Origin of the sequence: Winogradskyella aurantia, assembly GCF_002266855.1 — a bacterium.
In the GTDB taxonomy this organism is placed as follows: Bacteria; Bacteroidota; Bacteroidia; order Flavobacteriales; family Flavobacteriaceae; genus Winogradskyella; species Winogradskyella aurantia.
The window spans coordinates 400,477-421,870 of the sequence record NZ_NGJN01000003.1; the positions used below are offsets into that span (position 1 = coordinate 400,477).

Sequence of the window (21,394 nt, forward strand, 5' to 3'; positions counted from 1 at the left end):
GTTTTGAAATCATGCCGTGAAGGTGTCCTTTGTGTTTTTGAAATTTTTAAACTCTAGCATATAATCATTAGGATCTTTGATGAAAAAGGAGGTGTGCTCCCCTACTTTGTCTTGCAGAAAAGTAGTCTTATTTACGACTTCTAGACCAGTCGTTTTCAATTTGTCATAAACGGTATTCCAAGTTTTTTGGTCTAAGATAACCCCAAAATGAAATGATGGCAAAATACTCCCCTCGAAGACATAATTGGGTGTATTGAAATTGAATTTTCCCACTTTGATAAAGGTGAGTTGATGACCATATAAATTGATATCCACCCAGCTTTGTGAAATTCGTCCAATAGAAGCCCCAATATGGGTAGTATAAAAATTTTTAGTCTCTTTTACACTGAGGCAAGGCAATGATATATGAAATGATGCTTCCATAATTCAACCATTTAGTATGTATTACACTCCGTTAATAACTGTATAAGATTAGTCTAAATCTTCATCATCCTCTTCACCTGGTTCTAAATCCGGGTCTTGTATTGCTTCGGGATCGTCATTATCATAATCTTCGTAATCATCTTCATCATAATTCTCCATTGTTACAGACAATTTCGTACTTACCTTAACCAAATACTTCGTATCCTCTGTAGTCACCTCAACAGCTTCAACCAATTCATTTTTGGCATTCTTAAAGGTTATAATATTATCATCATCATAACCATCAGGATACTTATCGACCAACATGGCTAAAATTTCTGGTGTTAGTTTTTTAAAATCAACTATGACTCGCTTTAAATGTGCGTCTTTTTGTTTCATTATATTCTTAACTTTTTGGAGCTATTTTTTTTAAATATACTATTTATTCTTTTACACGAACAACATCGTAAAAATCTTTTCTTCTATCTTTTAAGTTTTTTACGGCACCGAATGCGTGTAATTCCCTTAATAAACTTATATCAACATCGGCAACTAATATCATTTCCGTATTAGTGGTAGCCTCTGCTTTTATGCCATTGCTTGGAAATGAAAAATCGCAAGGCGTAAATACAGCAGATTGCGCATATTGAATATCCATATTATTTACATTTGGCAGGTTTCCGACGCTACCTGCTATAGCCACATAACATTCATTTTCTATGGCGCGCGCTTGGGCACAAAGTCTTACTCGTGAATAGCCATTTTGGGTATCGGTTAAAAATGGAATAAATAATATATCCATACCTTCATCTGCTAATAAGCGTGATAGTTCTGGAAATTCAGAATCATAACATATCAAAACCCCTATTCTACCAGCGTCTGTTTCATAGGTTTTTAGTTCGTGACCTTGTTGCATACCCCAAACCTTTTCCTCGTCTGGTGTGACATGGATTTTTTCATAGCGCTCAAGGCTTCCATCTCGTCTGCATAAATAACCAACATTAAACAGTTTATCCTTGACCACTTCTGGCATGCTACCAGTAATGATATTGATATTGTAGGAAATAGACAACTGTTGCATGCGTTCTACAATCACAGCAGTAAATTTGGCTAATTCTCTTATAGCGTCCGGCTCGTGCATGTGATTGAATTCAGCCATTAACGGAGCATTGAAAAATTCTGGTAATACAGCAAAATCACATCTGTAAGCAGCAACACTATCTATAAAATATTCCACTTGTTGCATCATATCATCCAAACTTGGATACGGACGCATTTGCCATTGTATCAGCCCCAAGCGTACTACTGTTTTAACTGTACTGGCCTTTTTGGTGGGTTTAGTATAATAAATATTATCCCATTCCATTAAAACAGCATATTCATTTGATTCCGTATCACCCTCGAGATAACCTTTTATGATTCGTAATGGATGAAAATCGTTAGAAATCTGAAAATTAAGAACGGGGTCATTTATTTCCTTCCGTTTGACCTTCTCAATATATTGCTTTGGTGTAAGCTGCTTCCGATAGTTATGATAACCAGGCATTCTACCTCCAAAAACAATTCCCTTTAAATTCAGTTCTTCACAAATCTCTTTTCTATAATCGTATAAACGACGACCCAACCTAAGACCTCTAAATTCTGGTTTTATAAAGACATCAATCCCATAAAGCACATCACCTTCTGGATTATGATTTTTAAATTTTTCCCCCTCAACAATATCGTTATAGGTATGATTATCTTCAATTTTATCATAATCTACAATAAGCGATAAGGCACACCCAGCAAGAACACCATCAATCTTAATAACTACCTGACCCTTTGGGAAAATGGTCGTTAGCCTCTTGATTTCACTCTTTTTCCAAACTGAATCTTGCATACCGCCATAAACCTCAAGGGTTGCTTGCTTAAGCTCCCAAAAGTCGTCTACTGTGAGATATTTGAGTTCAATATTTTCGATCTTTTGATCCTCCATAGTTACATATCTAAAAGATAAGCAAAGATAAGTGGTGCTACTATGGTCGCATCACTTTCAATAATAAATTTTGGTGTGTTGATATCTAATTTACCCCAGGTAATCTTTTCGTTTGGTACTGCGCCTGAATAGGATCCGTAACTGGTTGTACTATCACTAATTTGGCAGAAATAGCTCCAAAACGGTGTATCGGTGCGTTCCATATCTTGATATAACATGGGTACTACACAAATAGGAAAATCACCTGCTATGCCACCTCCAATCTGAAAAAATCCGATACCACTTTCGGAATTATCAGTATACCAATCGGCCAAGAAAGTCATGTATTCTATACCCGATTTCATGGTGCTTGCCTTCAACTCTCCTTTTAGGACATAGCTCGCAAAAATATTACCCATGGTGCTATCTTCCCATCCAGGACAAACAATAGGTAAGTTCTTTTCCGCTGCGGCATACATCCACGAATCTTTTAAATCTATCTCATAATGTTCTTCTAAAACACCAGATAAAAGTAATTTATACATATACTCATGTGGTAAATAGCGTTCGCCTTTAGCTTCAGCATCTTTCCATATTTTTACGATATGCTCTTGTATACGTCGAAATGCTTCTTCTTCAGGAATACAGGTATCCGTTACCCTGTTTAAGCCTTTTTCTAATAAATCCCATTCGTCTTGAGGGGTTAAGTCACGGTAATGAGGTACGCGCTTATAATGCGAATGTGCCACTAAATTCATGATGTCTTCCTCCAGATTAGCTCCTGTACAGGATACAATTTGCACTTTATCCTTTCGAATCATTTCGGCAAATATTTTACCCAATTCTGCGGTACTCATTGCACCTGCCAAAGACACTAACATTTTAGCACCATTGTTAAGCTGATCTTCGTACCCTTTGGCTGCATCGACTAATGCGGCAGCATTGAAATGCAAATAGTATTTTTCTATAAATTGAGATATGTGGCCTTTATTAGTAGTCATCTTCTAGTTTAAATTTAGAAAGTTTATTCATTCCCTTAGAGGCGTCATTGAAATTACTTTCAAACTCTTGGTCTACGGCTTCATCCTGGAATTTATAGCTCAACATTTTATAATACAATTTTGCCGCTAAAAAATCAGACGCTTTGTTGTCTTTATTTGGACATAATTCTACAATGTCGAAACCAACCACATTCTTTTCTTCAAAGACCTGTTTTAAGAATTCTAAAGTCTCGTACCAGAGTAAACCGCCTGGTTCTGGAGTCCCCGTACTCGGCATAATTGAAGGGTCTAGCGCATCTAAATCAAAAGTAATGAACACATTTTCTGTCATTAGGTCGATGGCAGAATCCATCCAACTATCATCATCTGCCATTTCGTGCGCAAAATAGGTTTTCTCCTCATCCATTACTGTTTTTTCAATAGCATCCATAGAGCGTATACCTACCTGAATGAGATTGGTATTTTGGCTGGCCTCATACACAGCACAAGCGTGGTTACATTTTGAGCCCTCATAACTTGATCGTAAATCGGCATGCGCATCAATGTGCAGCACAGTTAAATCTTCAAACATTTCATTAAAAGCTCTTATGGTCCCAATAGAAATAGAATGCTCACCACCAAATATGGTCACAAACTTGTTTTTCTTAATATACTTTTTAGTTGCTTGGTGCACTGCTGCTACCATAGTTTCAGGTGAGCTGTTTTCTGTTACGGCATCTGCTAAAAACACCCCTTGTTGGTAGACTTCAGAATCGGTTTCAATATCATAAAGCTCCATGTTCTCAGAAGCTTCCAAAAACGCCTCAGGACCTTTATCAGCTCCCTTTTGCCATGTGCTAGTTCCATCATAAGGCACTGGTATTAGTACTATTTTAGACGTATCTAGGCTTGCATATTCTGCTGGTATACCAGCATAAGTTTTTGTTTTCATTTTTAGTTATTGTTGTGAATTAATAGGCAGGGTTTCTTCAATTCCCTGTTTTTGGTTTGTTGTATTTATATCTTGCCTTAAATTGGTATATCCTAAAATATGAAGTAAATCTTCACTTTTTTGTTGTTCTGCAAAAATTTCAGTTCTTAAATTTCCATTATCATCACGTTGGATCAATATATGTTTCGGCGCAGGTATTAAACAGTGTTGCAAACCACCAAACCCCCCGATGGTCTCTTGATAGGCTCCTGTATTAAAAAAACCTATATATAATGGTTTTTCCTTATTAAATTTAGGAAGGTAAATAGCATTGACATGTTGTTCGCTATTATAATAGTCATCGCTATCACAGGTTAAACCTCCTAATAATACCCGCTCATAATTATCATACCAACGATTTACAGGAAGCATAATAAAACGTTTATTAATAGCCCATGTATCAGGCAATGTGGTTATAAAGGAGGAGTTGATCATATTCCATTTTTCTCTATCGTTTTGCTGTTTTTGATAGAGCACTTGATAAATGGCGCCACCACTCTCACCAACGGTGAAACTCCCAAATTCAGTAAAAATATTTGGTACTTTGACCTCTTCCTCATCACACACCGTTTTAATCTGGTTAACGATTTCCTCAACCATATAGGCATAATCAAAATCAAAAGCTAGTGAGTTTTTTATAGGAAAACCTCCGCCAATATTAAGACTGTCTAATGTTGGACATATCTTTTTTAATGCCGTATACACTTTAAGGCATTTGGTCAATTCATTCCAATAATAAGCATTGTCACGAATTCCAGTATTAATGAAAAAGTGAAGCATTTTCAGTTCAACTTTCTCATTATTTTGAATCTGGTTTTTATAAAAAGGTACAATATTCTTATAACCAATACCTAATCGCGACGTATAAAATTCAAATTTTGGTTCTTCCTCTGACGCAATCCTGATGCCTACCTTAAATTTCCCGTCAATATTCTGCGAGAGCAGGTCTATTTCTTCATAATTATCTATAATGGGAATACAATTGTGATGACCACTATTTATAAGATTTGCAATATTACCAATGTACTTATCTCGCTTAAAGCCATTACTCAACACATAGGTATCATTTGTTATTTTACCTTCTTTCTTTAAGTTTTGCACAATGTCAATATCAAAGGCCGAAGAGGTCTCAATATGTATATCGTTTTTTAGCGCTTCGTCCAGTACGTGCTTAAAATGCGAACTTTTAGTACAATAGCAGTAATTGTATTTTCCCTTGTAATTGTGCTTTTTAAAGGCATTTGCAAACCAATCTTTAGCTCGTAAAATATTATCCGAAATTTTTGGCAGGTAGGTAAATTTCAAAGGTGCGCCATATTCGGCGACCACTTGCATTAGATCTACGCCATGAAAAAATAAGTTTTTGTCCTCTAAGGTGAATTCTTCTTGAGGAAAGTGAAATGATTGATCGATTAGATCAATGTATTTTGTGTTCATTTTAAATTAAAGTGTAAAATTTAGTGATAAAGAAATGTTTTAAATCTTCTGAAAGTATTTAAAATATTGGACTTTATCAAATTTGGAACTGATTTTGTGTCGTTGGAACAAAACCATATATATGTTGGCTAGCAACTATTGTAGAATCGGAAGGTAGCTTTAAATTTCGGCTACTCATCTTATGAGCTGTTTTTGATTTTGACTCCCTAATTTTCAAAAACCCGAACGTAAAAACATGTTTCAATTTGTTCAGCTAAAAAGCATAACAAAAGTAGAGTATTTTTCTATTTGCCAAACGTTTTTATAATTTTTTTTAAAATCATTTTTTTCATTTATTCTAATGGAAACTTAACTATACCTCATAGTAATCAATTGTTTATAGCCTTCTAAAATTACTATCCTGCTGCTAACATCGATTTCTAGTTCAATTTCATTTCAATCCTTTAATTGTAATTCTAGTTTTTGACTCTAGCTTATATCATTGGAAGCAACCCTACAAATGTCATTATAGTTAAAACGGTCCATTTATCCAAAGCAGTGCATGTTTTGGCTATAGCATTTTAAGTGTATTCACCTCTTGTTTAGTTAAATGCTTCCAGTGGCCACGGGGAAGATCTTTCTTGGTGAGGTGACCAATACCCACACAGTCAATTTTAATGATATCATATTTTAAATTTTCGAAGATGGTGCGAAGTATAGAGTTTCCCGTATTTTTAATTTTTATTCCGACCTTGTTTTTGGATTCCCCTGTAATGTAACTTATTTCCTCAACTTCAATCAGCTTGCCATCTACTTTAAGACCTTCTTGAACACTCTTTAAATCTTCAAACTTTAGGTTTTTGTCTAAATCTACCTGAAATAGCCTAACCACACCATTTTTAGAATTTGTAAATTTTTGCATAACCTTGTCATCATTGGTAAACAAGAGTAAGCCTGTAGAGTTTCTACCTAAACGTCCTATCGGTTTGATTTTAGCATTGGTCGCATTCGCTACCAAATCCATAACCGTTCTGCCCTTACCTTCGGCTGTTGTTGTGGCAAATCCTTTTGGTTTATTCAAAAGAACATACACCATTGGTTCTGGTGTTATACGCCTTCCATCAAAGCGCACATCATCTGTTCTTTTAACTTTAAAGCCCATTTCAGTAACCACTTTGCCGTTAACGGTCACTAATCCAATCGCAATATTCTCATCGGCCTCTCGTCTTGAACATATACCAGAATTAGCAATGTATTTATTTAACCGAATATCATCAGAGGGTGTAGATGTTTTTTTAGGTTGCTTCTTTTTGAACCGTGCATTGCTCTCTCTCCGGGGATGGTTTTTATTGGCTCTATCTTGATTAGGTTTACTCATTTTACAACTTAATTATGTGCAAAGGTATGACAATACTTTACAAGATTTATTTAAATTCAACAGTACTTTGCCTTTCTGTGTTTACAACAAGTTTGGTAACATCTGGTCTTGAATAATGCCCAACCGGATCAAAATTTTGTCGTTCCTCAATAACCCTATTAACATCTATGGATTGTATAATAAGTCCCTCTTTATCAATCACCGGCTCAACAATCCACTCACCATCTGGCCCTGCAATGCAACTTCCACCATTCGCCAAACATTCTGGAGCCGATTTAAGAATCTCACTCAAATACGGTGTGTCTTCAGGGAAGTCTGACCTTCTCATCAATGCCGACACAGAAACCACAAAAGAGCGCGACTCCCTCGCAATAAACCGTGTAATATCCTTCGTGTTGTGCTCACTTCCTGGCCAAACGGCAATGTGAAGATTTTCACCTTGTCCATATAAGGCCGCCCGTGGCAAGGGCATCCAATTCTCCCAACAATTTAAACCTCCAAGCGAAAAGGCTTTGAGGTCATGGACCTTTAGCCCATGACCATCTCCGGGAGCCCATGTTAGTCTTTCATCGTAAGTGGGCTGAAGCTTTCTGTGCACTGATTGTATTTGGCCCAATTCATTAATATACACCAAAGAGGCATAAATACTATGTCCTCCACGGTTCAAGGGACGCTCAATGATTCCTAAATAAATAGCCATATGATTTATTTTTGCCAATTGACATATAGCATCTAAATCGCCTTTCTCAATACAAATTGAGTTTCTTACATAATGGGCATGTAAGGATTTATTCAAATCGGTATTCCATTCGGCACCACCAGTAAGCGCAAGCCAAAAGGGATAGCCCGGCAATAAGGCCTCACCAAAAACAACCAATTCACATTCCTTAGAAGCCGCTTCTTCCAGAGCATTTGTTACTTTATCCAAAGTAGCTTGTTTGTTCAACCAAACAGGCGCCATTTGGGCCATTGCAATTTTTAAGGTATCCATTAAATACGGTTTAAAACAACAGATACATCAATTAATAAAATAGAAAATATACCTGCTACTATTATAAATTTGAGAATATTATGCAACATAAGATAATGGGTTTTTCTATTTGAACGCCACAAGACGAGCAGAAAAACCACTAATAGAAATACACTTAGATAAAAGAAATAATACATATACCCAATATCAAAATAAACAATCAAAGCAATAGCACATAAAATGGTAAGGGAGGCCACGGCCGTGAGCATTAGTTTTGATACTTTTTCACCATACAAAACTGGCACTGTTCGGTAATCTAGGGCTAAATCACCTTTAATATTTTCTAAATCTTTAGTCAATTCGCGCATGGATACGAGTAAAAATAGAAAAATGGCATGTGCAAAAACTACAGGTTGAAAATTTTGATAGTATATAAAAATGGCAAAAAACGGTGTGACGGTAAGAATAGCGGAAACGATGTTACCCACCATGGGTTGCTTTTTTAAGCGATGTGAATATAACCAAATAGCAAAGGTGTACAAGGCAAAGAAAATTACTGCTCTAAATGAGACATAACTCGCAAAAACAAGTGCCAAGAAATTGAGCACAAAATAAAATGATAATTTGGTATTCTGGCTTATCAAACGGTCTAGCATGGTTTTTTGAGGCCTATTGATCAAGTCTTTTTCAGAATCGTAAAAATTATTAATGATATATCCAGCAGCTATTACTGCCGAGGAGGCAAGCACTAGCATTAATAAATTGACATCTAGGATAACAGATTTTATAGTTTTGTCTGGCGCGAAAATATAAACTGATGCCAAATACTGGGCAAGCACCACCACGAGTATATTATATCCGCGCACAACAGAAAACATACTGAAGAACTTAAGTAATATTAGTTTCTGTTGTCTCGATAACATGGCACTAAATTAAAAGACCCCACAAGGTTGAATACTTGTGGGGCCCATATTTTTTTTATTGTAAGCTTAAAAATTATACACTACTTCTAGTTTTTGGCCTTTTAAGGCTTCCTTAGCTCTATCTATGTTTTCGGTAAAACCAAGGATATAGCCTCCACCACCCGAGCCACAAAGCTTTAAATAGTAGTCATTGGTCTCAATACCTTTCTTCCAAAGCTCGTGAAACTGTGCAGGAATCATTGGTTTAAAATTATTCAACACCACTTTAGATAGTTGCTTGGTATTTTTAAATAAGGATTTTATATCTCCTTTAAGAAAATCATCTACACAAGCATCCGTATGTTTTATAAATTGGTCTTTTAGCATGCTTCGGAATCCTTCATTCTTCATATTTTCCATGAAAATGCTTACCATAGGAGCAGTTTCACCAACAATCCCACTATCTAATAAAAATACGGCTCCTTTACCATTTGTTTTTTGGGATGGAATACCAGTTGCCTCTATATTATCTTTGGATTTGATTAGAATAGGAAGGCTCAAATAACTGTTTAAGGGATCTAATCCAGAGGACTTGCCATGGAAAAAAGATTCCATTTCAGAGAAAATAGTCTTAAGCCTTAAAAGCTTTTCTCGGGTAAGGTTTTCGAGAACTGTAATCTTGTCCTTTGCATATTTATCATAAATAGCAGCCACTAGAGCGCCACTACTACCTACACCATAGCCTTGTGGTATGGACGAATCAAAATACATTCCACCATTTACATCCTGTTGTAAGTTTTCAAAATCAAAAGCAACTAAAGCCTTGTCGATATTGCGTAAATAATCAACAAACTCCTTTAAACTTTTATTAGACTTCATAGCTTCAACTGACGGGTTTTCACTAACCTTCAGCGCACCATTATAAAAATTATAGGGAATAGATAAACCTTTTGAGTCCTTGATGATTCCGTATTCTCCAAATAACAGAATCTTCGAATAAAATAGGGGTCCTTTCATAATTTTTCTTGGGGTTTTACAGCACCTAAATTTTAGCCGCTCCTAAACCAATACTATCACAAATATAGTGACCGTTTTCGCAATATGCAACTAACTGACTATTAATGAATTCATAAACTTTAGATTCCTCAGCCTTTGGGAATAGTAAATGTACATTTGCTCCGGCATCTAACGTAAAGCACAAACCAGAATTCGTCTCAGCTCTAAAAGCCCATATTTTATTGATGATTTCAAGGGTATTAGGCTTCATTAATATAAAGTAAGGATTACTGGTCATCATCATGGCATGCAGCGTTAAAGCCTCACTTTCAACAATTTTGACAAAAGACTTTACATCCCCTGAAATGAGACAATTTTTTAAATATTCAATGTTCTCGTGAGCCTGTTCGAATCGTTTTTGAGCAAAAGGATGGCCTAACATTAAATTATGGCCCACTGTACTACTCACTTGTTTTTCCCCTTTATCAACCAATAAAATGGCATCCTGATAGTTTTTAAAGTTATCATGAAGCGGCTGGTTAAACTTGACACCGTATAAATCTGAACTGTCTTTAAAACTCTTGTTTTTTCCCCAAACCACAAGTTCTCCCTCAATACTTCTACATGCGCTTCCGGAACCTAATCGTGCTAAAAAAGAGGCTTTTCTTTTAAAATAGTCTTCGCTGATTTCATTTTGAGAAAACAACCGTTCCATATCCATTAAACACAAAGCTATAGCGCTCATACCAGACGCTGAAGACGCAATTCCTGAACTGTGTGGAAAGGTATTCGAAGTCGTTATTTTAAAATGAAAGTCCTTCAAAAAAGGCACATAGAGGTCAATACGCTCAAAAAAAGTTTTAATTTTTGGTTTAAAGGCATCCTCAAGCTGATTTTCAAAGTATACCTCAAAACTAAAATCGTCGCTTTGTTTTTTTGTGAATGTTACTTCAGTAATTGTTTTACATTCCGTTAAGGTAAAACTGATAGAGGGGTTTTCAGGAATTTGATTTTTCCGTTTTCCCCAGTACTTAACTAGAGCAATATTACTTGGCGATTCCCAAGTTACTGAGCCACCTTCAATAGTGTTATCGTAAGATTTTAAAATAAAATCGTATGCTTTCATTGCTTTTAAATTGAAGTTGCAAAAATAAGGAAATTATGAGGCACTATTTATAGACTAAAATCAATTATCCTTCTCCCTAATTTCTTGGCGTCGAATGGGCATCCTATCAATTAAACTAAAAAGAACATCTGGTGTCACAACAACATCAGATTCAAACTTTTTACCGCCATCTAAACCAAATAAGACTATACTGAAAGTTGCAGGGTTGTTTTTAGCGGAAATTGTTTGAGGTGCCTCTTTATAATTGTAAAATGTGCAGGTATTTTCAACACACTCATAGAGTACTAATTTGCGTTCTAAAAGCTGTTTTGACACACTCTCAAAATACGTCATCTGTCGTTCTACTTTGAAAGTGTCTTTTGCACTAGCAGAAATGACCAAAACACGATTTTTCCACTGATGTTTTTTAATATTTTGTGCAAAACCCATATTAGAAAGAAATACTGTAAGGAGTAAAAACCATTTCATAGATAATCATTAATAGACTGCGCTACAATATATGCACTAGTCCACGCATTTTGAAAATTGAAACCGCCCGTTACGGCATCGATATTAATCACTTCACCAGCGAAAAATAAATTTGGAATGCGTTTACTCTCAAATGTTTTAAAATTAATTTCCTTTAAGTCCACGCCACCTGCAGTCACAAATTCTTCTTTAAATGTACTTTTTCCAGTAACATGAAATACAGCTGCCGTTAATTGTGCTGTTAAATCTTCAAGCTGTTGTTTAGTGATATCGGCCCAACGTTCAGTCTCCGCAATATTTGAAGCTAAAACTAATTGTCGCCAAAGTCGTTTTGGCACATCGAATTGCGCTGAATTCAAGACACTTTTTTTTGCAAAAACTTGTTTAAAACCTTTCAGTTGCTGTACGCAGGTAATAAAATCTAACCGAACAAAATTTATCTCAATCTTAAAATTATAGTTCAGTTTTGCCAATTCTACTGCACCAAAAGCAGAGAGTTTTAAAATGGCCGGTGCGCTCACACCAACATGCGTAATCAGCAAAGGACCTTCTGAAACTAAATCTGTTCCTAAAACTTTAACCTCAACATTATTAGCGACAACACCAGGAATATCTTCTATGCGTTTATCTTTAATATCAAACGTAAATAATGATGGGACTGGTTGTACAATTGAATGTCCTAATTCTTCCAGTAATTTCCAGATTTTCGGATTACTTCCTGTCGCAACAACAACTTTACAACACTCTAAAGTACCTTGAGATGTTGCTATTGAAAACCCATTCTCCTCAGCAATAATCGATTTTACAGAATGGTTGTACAGAATCTCAACCTTGAATTTTTGAGCTTCATTTAAAAAACAGTCAATAATAGTTTGTGATGAATTGGAAACCGGAAACATTCTGCCATCCTCTTCAATTTTTAATTCCACACCGCGTTCCTCAAACCACGCCATGGTATCTCCTGTCATAAAGGTGTGGAAGGGTCCTAGTAGTTCTTTCTCACCTCTTGGATAATTCAAGACTAACTCTGATGGAATAAATTCTGCATGCGTGACATTACAGCGTCCACCGCCAGATATTTTCACTTTTTGTAAACCTTCTTTACCTCGTTCTAGGATAGCAACCGTTAATTCTGGATGTTTTTCGGCAATATTAATAGCCGCAAAGAATCCTGCAGCTCCACCACCAATTATTATAATATCTTTATGTGTGCTCAATAAAATATATTAACTGAGATTAAAAATTTTCTTTCGGTTCTCAAAGAATTCATCTTACATCTAATTTAAAGCTTTTAAAATATAATGAATTATCAGAACAGACCATTTATTACCTCATAGCTATCTATGTTTATAATGCCAGTTTAGGTACTACTAGTAATTTAATCAGATCCAACAAAATGCCTGAAAGAAGTTCTGGGTTGTTAAATCGATTCTAAAATAGAAAAGTTGTCTCAATATAGAAAACAAGCCCCTAGAGGTAAAGTCACTCAATGAAAAAACATCTGGCCTTACAAATTACGTCAACTAAATTTGTGTAGTTTTCAAAACTATACTTATTTCATAGTGAATTGGTTAGATATTTATTTGAACGGGTAATTTATCCATTTAAACGAATAGTTGAATATATAATCATCAAGTTTATAACGTAATCAATACATTTAATTGGAATTTAAAAGTGAGTGAGAATTGGGACTAAATTGAATCATCCTGGTTTTTTAATTATTTATTAATTAACCACGTGTCATTTAGTTTTTTTAATCTTCATTACTTCTGAAATAATCAACAATACCCGAATTTATTAAGTTATGTCATTTAGCAATAAAACCGCAATTATTGGCTTACTTCTAATTGTTAGCCACTCGTTACTACAATCTCAATCTATTAATTTCGGTTCCTCAGGTTTGGTCGGTGCGGATATAAATAATCCTACCTCCCTTGATTTCGGACCTAACAATAAATTGTATGTAGCTCAGCAGGATGGTGTAATTTGGGAGTATGAAGTTGGCAGGGATGATGCCGTGCCTGGGAGTGGAACCTACACTATATTAAGCAGCAATCAAATCAATCTCATTAAAAACAACACTCCCAATCATAATGATGATGGAACTTTTAACTCCACTCAAGCTCGACAAATCACTGGAATTTTAGTCACAGGAACGCCTACAAATCCTATTTTGTACGTAACGTCTTCTGATTCGCGCATTGGTGGTGGAGGTGGTTTAGGGAATGATGTTAACCTCGATACAAATTCTGGAATATTATCACGCCTCAGTTGGAACGGTTCAACTTGGGAAAAGGTAGATTTAGTGCGAGGACTTCCCCGCTGTGAGGAAAATCATTCCACTAATGGATTAGATCTTTTTACACGTGGAGGTACGACTTATCTACTTATTCAACAAGGAGGCAATACCAATCAAGGAGCACCAAGTAATAATTTCGCTGGATCTTCTGAATATTATTTAAGTGGTGCGTTATTAATTGTAAATATTTCACAATTAGAGCAAATGGAGACTGACAATGGTGGACCTTATTTCGATCCTAGAATAGGCAATACACCATTCATTTATGACCTACCTTCTGTGAATGATCCCGATCGGCAAGATATAGACAATACACACCCTAGTTTCCCGTACTCCTCAACACACCCCCTTTACAATGCAACTATTGATATCGGTGATCCTTTTGGTGGAAATAATGGTTTAAATCAGACATTTCCAGAAGATGGCGGTCCTGTCCAAATATTCTCTTCTGGTTATAGAAATGCCTATGATGTTGTTATTACGGAAAGTGGTTCAATATTTACAAGTGACAATGGACCTAATGGAGGATGGGGTGGTACGCCGTTAATTTACGATAGTAACGACCAACTCAAAGGCACTCACAATACATCTACCTATAATCCTGCTGCAGGAGACTATATTACGAATGAGTTTAATATTGAAAATGGGATAAGCCATGGCGACGCCTTGCATTACATCGGAACCATAAATGACGCCAATAACACCTATTATGCTGGACACCCTGCACCTATAAGAGCCTTTCCAGATAAGGCAGGTGTATACAAATTTGAGTACAATGGTAATGACTGGGTAGAAAATGGTTCTTACACATGGTCTTCACTGATTAATGGTGTAAGTGGATATTTCAACTCTAGTTTTAGCATGACAGATTTCCCTAGTGATTCTCGTCAGGGTGCCTATCTCGCAGATGCTACTGCGAATACTGAAGTAAATATATTAGACATTGTGGGATCTTCAACAAACGGAATATGTGAATATACAGCTACTAATTTTAACGGCGCAATGCAAGGTGATATTCTTACTGCTTCATTTAATGGCAATATCAATCGCTATACGTTAGCTGCAGGAGGTACTACGCTTGAGTCCAAGGATAATGGCTTTCTAAACGGTTTTGGTAGCATTCCTTTAGATTTAATAGCCTTAGGCGATAGTAGTCCTTTTCCAGGCACCATTTGGGTTGCCACCTATGGTGCAGACGATATAACGGTTTTTGAGCCAGGAGATTTTGGAAATTGTTTTCAACCTGGAGAACCAGAATATGATGCACAAGCAGACTATGACAATGATGGATATACTAATCAAGATGAAATAGAAAATGGAACAAATCATTGTTCTGCTGGTAGTAAACCTAATGATAATGATAGCGATTTAATTTCTGATTTGAATGACCCTGATGATGACAATGACGGTATTCCTGATAACCAAGACGTTTTTGCTATTGATGCAGAGAATGGTTTAACAACAAACCTACCCATTAATTATCCTTTTTGGAACAACGACCCGGGAACAGGTTTTTTTGGGCTAGGATTTACAGGCTTACAACTCGACCCATCAGGCAACACTAATTATTTAATGCAATTTGACCCTGATAAACTGTCCTTCGGAGGGGCTGGTGGAAAAGCCACTGTAGATGAAGTTTCTTCAGGTAGTGCATCAAATGCTCAGAATTCTCAAGAGAATGCTTTTCAATTTGGCATTAACGTTGACTCTAATTCAAATCCTTTTACGGTCTACACCAAAATTGAAACCCCCTTCAATGGCACAGCTCCTCAACCCGGTCAATCCTACGGGGTTTTTATAGGTAACGGAGACCAAGATAATTACCTTAAAGTCGCTCTAATGGAAGGGATTACAAGTGGTGATAATTTATATGGATTTGAAGTCGTTTTAGAAAACAGTGGAATTAGCACAATCTCAACTTTTGATGCTCCCGGTCTGCTGGAGGCTTCAGCCGTTGATTTATACATTTCGGTAAATCCAGTTGCTAACACCGCTGAAGTATTTTATTCATTCGACAGTGGAATATCTATAAACACATTAGGAAACAATCCGTATAGTTTACCCTCTAATTTTCTCGATCCTAATGACAATAAAGGATTGGCCGTTGGGTTGATAGGCACTTCTGGTAATTCTGGGTCTACTTATATTGCCACCTGGGATTTTATAACTGTTTCAGAAAATCAAACAAGTTCACTAGCCCCTAATTTAAGTCCAGTTGATTTTGGTCAGTCATCCATTAATAGCAGTCCCAATGAGTTAACTCTAGAAATTAAAAACCTTGGATCTCCTTCTGATGGGCCAATTGAGATTACTCAAATAAATATTACGGGACCTGATGCCAATTTATTTGGTACCAACCTAGCATTACCCATATTAGTAGGTCCCCAATCAGATATCTTAATCCCTGTTATCTTCTCCCCTAACGCAATTACCGGCACTAAATCTGCTTCACTGGAAATTGCACACAATGGAACTAATAGTCCTTTAATCGTACCCTTAACTGCTGAGTTGTTAGATTCGATTCCTGTAGTTCGCATAAGCGCAGGTAGCATTGTAACAATTACTAGTACGGACGAGGGTCCAGACTGGGAATCAAACCCGAATCAAGGTGCCTACAGCGGCACTTCTTATTCCGTAAATACGGGTAATTTATTCGCAAGTACTTTTTTATATTCGAATAGGGACAATTCCATACCTGATTATATTGATGAACAAACGTTTGATGGTTTATTTGGCAGTGAGCGTTGGGATCCTCCTTCAGGACCAGAGATGGAATTTACAATTCCTTTAGCAAATGGTGACTATACAGTAAATCTTTTTCTTGGAAATAGCTTTTCTGGAACAAGTCAACCCGGCGAGAGGATATTTGACATTCTAATCGAAGGAACGGTGGTTCAGGATAATCTTGATTTAATTACAACTTTCGGGCACCAAGTAGCCGGAATGCTATCCTATCCCGTGACTGTAAGTGACGGAGAACTGAATATATCATTCGGCCATGTCACAGAAAACCCATTGTTAAATGCTATTGAAGTTATTCAGAATTCACTTTTTGGTAACCAACCTCCTAACGCCATCGCTTCTGCGACACCTTTGATAGGTGAGGCTCCCCTTGATGTTAATTTTACTGGTAATCAATCTACTGACGACAATAGTATCGTTAGTTATTTTTGGGACTTTGGTAATGGTGATACATCATCAGAAACTAACCCAAGCTATACTTTCAATCTATCGGGCAATTACGAAGTAACATTAACGGTTACAGATGATGATGGTTTAACAAACGTTGACACGATTAATATAAACGTGGTAGAACCAAATTCTTGTTCATGGAATGATTTGGCAAACTCAAGTTTGGAAAGATTAGAAGCTCAAAGTGCTAAGGTAGGAGACAAGTTATATGTATTTGCGGGATTTGAGGCCAATTTAAAGGTTAGTGATGCTACAGAGATTTATAACAGCACAACAGATACCTGGAGTGTTGGTGCCCCCATGCCTGAATACGCAGAAACACAACCAATGCATTTAGGTATAGCCGCTGTAACACATATGGGTATAGCCGTTGTTGGAACGGATATTTGGATTATAGGAGGCTTTGTTGGGGACCATCCTGGTGTGGCAACAGACGAGGTTCTAATTTATGATACGGTTACAAATAGCTGGAGCAATGGTCCAAATATGCCACAGCCAGTAGCTTCTGGAGCCGCGACTTTCAATAATGGAAAGATTCACTATTTTGGTGGTTTACTGCCCGATAGGCAAACAGACGTTGGCAATCATTATGTTTTAGACATAAACAATCAAGGTGCTGGTTGGGTTTCAGCTGCCTCACTTCCTGATCCTAGGAATCATTTGAGCGCCGCTAGTGTTAACGGCCTAGTATATGCAATTGGTGGACAATATGGTCATGATATAAGTGTCGCAGACCAAAAGTTTCTCGATGTGTATGACCCCGTCGCCGATCAATGGACGAGACTAGCAGATCTTCCTTTTGAACGGTCTCATTTTGAACCAGGAACCATAGTTCACAATAATAAGATAATCATAGTTGGAGGAAGACAAGGTGATATTTTCTTTGATAATGTCACAGAATATAATCCTGCAACCGATACGTGGTCAGAACTTTGCAACCTACCTGAGAATTTATTGGCGCCAGCTGCGAAAGTCTTTGGAGACCGATTGATAGTAACCAACGGTGGCATAGATGGTATTGATAACCCCTCAAATGCAACAAGATGGATTTCTATTGAGCCTGACCTACCCCCACTAACCTTCGAAACGGTGCTCGACCAGAGCAATGAAGTTTGGGAGTCTAGCGCACTTGTATTAGCTGCTAGTGGAGGTGACCCCAATGAAAATATAACCTATTCTATCAGTAACCAACCTGCGGGGTTGGATGTTGAGCCAACCAATGGCCAGATTATAGGGACCATAAATCCATCAGCAATAAATGGTGGACCAAATAATGACGGTATCCACGAAGTTACAATCACAGCATCAAAACCAGGATCCGATGCGGTAACGCAACAGTTCATTTGGACAATTACAACTAGCTTTTCTAATCTTTGGTTTGACAAAGATGAAGACGAAACCTACACCGCTCGTCATGAATGCTCATTTGTTCAAGCTGGAAATAAATTTTATTTAATGGGGGGTAGAGAAAACGCACAGACCATGGATGTATATGACTATGCAACCGACTCTTGGATTTCTCTTAACAATTCAGCTCCATTTGAATTTAATCATTTCCAAGGTGTAGAATATCAAGGTTTAATCTGGGTAATAGGGGCATTTAAAACCAATAGTTTTCCTACTGAAACGCCAGCAGATTACATTTGGGCTTTTAATCCTGCGACTCAAGAATGGATTCAAGGTCCAGAAATACCACAAGCAAGAAAAAGAGGGTCCACGGGGTTAGTTGTATATAATGATAAATTCTACATTCTTGCAGGGAACACTAATGGACATGATGGTGGGTATGTTAATTGGTTTGATGTCTATGATCCTAGTACTGCAACTTGGAATGTACTTGAAGACGCTCCAAGGTCTCGTGATCATTTTCAAGCAGTAGTTATTGAGGATAAATTATATGCTGCTTCGGGTCGACTCTCGGGAGGAACCGGTGGTCTTTTTGCACCAGTAATCTCTGAAGTTGATGTGTATGATTTTACTTCTGGAACTTGGAGCACATTATTACCTGCTCAAAATATCCCAACACCAAGAGCCGGTGCAGTTGTGGCTAATTTTGAAAATAAATTAATTGTTGCCGGTGGAGAATCACTACAAAGCACAAACGCCTTTGATATTACTGAAATTTATGACCCGCTTTCCCAATCCTGGTCTACTGGTGCTCCTCTAAATTACAGAAGAAATGGAACACAAGGAATTGTCTCTGGTGAAGGTCTATATATTGTTGGTGGTTCACAAGTTAGAGGTGCTGGAAATCAAAAAAATATGGAATTTTATGGCCAAGATAATCCTGCGGGTTCTGTTAGTGAATCTAGTACCTTGTCTGCAGTAACTGAGGTAAACTTTTTTGTAGGTGATACTAAATCAATAACAATGAATAACTCTGATGGTAATATTGGAACAATACTTAAAGAGATATCTATATCTGGTGCAGATGCAGGAGATTTTACAATTGAATCAGGAAATGTACCAAACAAGCTTATCAATGCCAATGATACACATGATATTGTTGTTTCATATACTGGCTCGGATTATAATAAAAATGCGACTCTCACGGTGACTTACAATAATACTAACACTCTTGTAGTTAATCTTGTAGTCCCCAGGATTGATTTAATATATGATAATTCCATATGGACCCCACATGCCCCAGATGAAACCACCATATCGGAAAATGCACTTATACTCAGCGGTAATTACACTGTAAACTCAGATATTGAAGTAAACAATTTAAACATAAGGCCCGGTACTTCAGTTATCGTAGAAGCCGGGAAAGCTATTACAACCAATGGTGACATCGATGCTACCGGAACCTTAGAACTACAATCTACGTCCTCTTCTTATGCAAGTCTCATTGCCAACAGCGCCGTAAACGGTGACGTCATTTACAAAAGACATGTCAACAGTACGGCCGCACAAGGAGAATCTGGCTCCAACGACTTGATTGCAGCTCCGCTATCTGGACAGCCTTTTAACGAGTTTCTATCGAACAATACAAATATTGTCAGCAATAACAGTAATACACTGTATCTTTTCGGACCTTTCAACAAAACCGATGGTAGCTATGATATCTATACTAGTACAGAGACAGCCACTTTGGATGCCGGTACAGGATATAGAGCAGCCTCAATTGATGGAGGCACCTTTACGTTTTCAGGGACGGTAAACACGGGCTCAGTCGCAGTACCCATAACCAATTCCGGTCCAGCCTTTCAGGTCTGGAACTTGATCGGTAATCCGTATCCGTCCTATATAAACCTACTGGATTTTTTAACTGCCAATAACGCTGTATTTGCGGAAAATAGCGCTGGCGTCTATGGCTATGACGGTGATGCCAGTGATGGCTGGGTGGTTTGGAACCTAGCATATGCCCAAGACCCAACAAATTCAGGCGCATTGATTGCCCCTGGTCAGGGCTTCTTTGTGGCAACGGACTTGGGAGGTAACGTTAATTTTGAACCCTCTATGCGCGTTAAGGGAGCATCGGACGATTTTATTGCAAATAGAAATTCTTCTGCTTCCTCGAGTTACCTCAAGCTTGACCTGAACCAGAACGATAAATCATATCATACTGATTTCTATTTCAATCCTAATGCCAGCCTGGGATTGGACAAAGGTTATGACGCCCAGGTTTGGGGCGGGAACGCACCTAGTTTTGGTTTGTTCTCTTATTTGGTGGAAGAGGATACGGGTTTACCTATGGCCATTCAATCCGTTGGTGAAACGGACTATTCAGATATCCAGATTCCTCTAGGGGTCAATGCCAATGTGGGCGAACAGTTAAGCATAAGCATTGCTGAAAACACCTTGCCTAGCACCGTTGAGGTGTATTTGGAAGACCATGTAATGCAAACTACGGTATTATTAAACGACAGTGATTATGTTTTAACGCCCAGTACCGCAGTTAACGTCCCAGGGCGTTACTTCTTATCGTTCGAGGACAGTGCCCTCTCATCCGGCACCACGGTTCTTGAAAGGCTAAAGGTGTTCAGTGATACCCAAAACCAGTCTATAGTTATTTCTGGATTGATCACGGAGCCCACTACGGCAAAACTTTATGACGTACAAGGGCGATTGGTCATATCAACCACTTTGAGCTTAAATAAGGCACTGCACAATATTGCAACCCACGAACTGGACAAGGGCGTCTATATCATCAATATCGAGAACGGCTCTGAAAAAATGACCAAGAAACTAATTATAAAATAAGATTTTAGTACCGGCCAATAATGCTGATTATTTTGTACTTGATTTTTTAATTTGATTGGACATTATCCAAAATCTAAGCTCTAAGCAAAATTATCAGGATACATGTCAAGTATA

At 37.4% G+C, this 21,394-nt stretch carries 14 protein-coding genes; 1 reads left to right on the top strand and 13 read right to left on the bottom strand.

The genetic code is table 11. The features are described from left to right. Window positions 1–9 precede the first annotated feature (9 nt). From CA834_RS07640 to CA834_RS07700, 13 genes are all read right to left on the bottom strand, one after another. On the bottom strand, window positions 10–423 hold the full coding sequence (locus CA834_RS07640; RefSeq protein WP_094968093.1) for a VOC family protein: 414 nt from the start codon (window positions 421–423) through the stop codon (window positions 10–12). A 48-nt stretch (window positions 424–471) separates the two neighbouring features. Next, entirely contained in the window at window positions 472–801 is a 330-nt protein-coding gene (locus CA834_RS07645; RefSeq protein WP_094968094.1) for a hypothetical protein, read from the bottom strand. A 43-nt stretch (window positions 802–844) separates the two neighbouring features. Further along, window positions 845–2,377, bottom strand: a complete 1,533-nt coding sequence (locus tag CA834_RS07650; protein WP_094968095.1) for a carbon-nitrogen hydrolase family protein — start codon at window positions 2,375–2,377, stop codon at window positions 845–847. A gap of 2 nt (window positions 2,378–2,379) precedes the next feature. After that, on the bottom strand, window positions 2,380–3,357 hold the full coding sequence (locus tag CA834_RS07655; protein WP_094968096.1) for a deoxyhypusine synthase family protein: 978 nt from the start codon (window positions 3,355–3,357) through the stop codon (window positions 2,380–2,382). Continuing rightward, complete coding sequence (gene speB / locus CA834_RS07660) at window positions 3,347–4,288, bottom strand: agmatinase (RefSeq protein ID WP_094968097.1); 942 nt, start codon at window positions 4,286–4,288, stop codon at window positions 3,347–3,349. The genes CA834_RS07655 and speB overlap by 11 nt, the downstream gene beginning before the upstream one ends. 6 nt (window positions 4,289–4,294) lie before the next feature. Continuing rightward, window positions 4,295–5,764, bottom strand: a complete 1,470-nt coding sequence (locus CA834_RS07665; protein WP_094968098.1) for a type III PLP-dependent enzyme domain-containing protein — start codon at window positions 5,762–5,764, stop codon at window positions 4,295–4,297. A gap of 550 nt (window positions 5,765–6,314) precedes the next feature. Then, window positions 6,315–7,121: a pseudouridine synthase gene (locus CA834_RS07670; protein ID WP_094968099.1), complete on the bottom strand. Its 807-nt coding sequence runs from the start codon at window positions 7,119–7,121 to the stop codon at window positions 6,315–6,317. A gap of 46 nt (window positions 7,122–7,167) precedes the next feature. Then, window positions 7,168–8,112 (bottom strand): carbon-nitrogen hydrolase family protein, encoded by a 945-nt coding sequence (locus tag CA834_RS07675; RefSeq protein ID WP_094968100.1) that lies wholly within the window; start codon window positions 8,110–8,112, stop codon window positions 7,168–7,170. Beyond that, entirely contained in the window at window positions 8,112–9,014 is a 903-nt protein-coding gene (locus CA834_RS07680; RefSeq protein WP_094968101.1) for a geranylgeranylglycerol-phosphate geranylgeranyltransferase, read from the bottom strand. The genes CA834_RS07675 and CA834_RS07680 overlap by 1 nt, the downstream gene beginning before the upstream one ends. A gap of 66 nt (window positions 9,015–9,080) precedes the next feature. After that, the gene (locus CA834_RS07685; RefSeq protein ID WP_094968102.1) at window positions 9,081–10,010 is read right to left on the bottom strand and encodes a mevalonate kinase family protein; all 930 of its coding nucleotides are present in this window, start codon (window positions 10,008–10,010) and stop codon (window positions 9,081–9,083) included. A 25-nt stretch (window positions 10,011–10,035) separates the two neighbouring features. Further along, window positions 10,036–11,115, bottom strand: a complete 1,080-nt coding sequence (locus tag CA834_RS07690; protein WP_094968103.1) for a diphosphomevalonate/mevalonate 3,5-bisphosphate decarboxylase family protein — start codon at window positions 11,113–11,115, stop codon at window positions 10,036–10,038. A 60-nt stretch (window positions 11,116–11,175) separates the two neighbouring features. Continuing rightward, window positions 11,176–11,583, bottom strand: coding sequence for a DUF4174 domain-containing protein (locus CA834_RS07695; RefSeq protein ID WP_094968104.1), 408 nt, complete (start codon window positions 11,581–11,583; stop codon window positions 11,176–11,178). Then, a complete protein-coding gene (locus CA834_RS07700; RefSeq protein ID WP_094968105.1) occupies window positions 11,580–12,800 on the bottom strand; it encodes a BaiN/RdsA family NAD(P)/FAD-dependent oxidoreductase in 1,221 nt (406 codons plus the stop codon). The genes CA834_RS07695 and CA834_RS07700 overlap by 4 nt, the downstream gene beginning before the upstream one ends. A 587-nt stretch (window positions 12,801–13,387) precedes the next feature. Here CA834_RS07700 and CA834_RS14805 point away from each other — a divergent pair. After that, entirely contained in the window at window positions 13,388–21,280 is a 7,893-nt protein-coding gene (locus CA834_RS14805; protein ID WP_094968106.1) for a Kelch repeat-containing protein, read from the top strand. Window positions 21,281–21,394 lie beyond the last annotated feature (114 nt).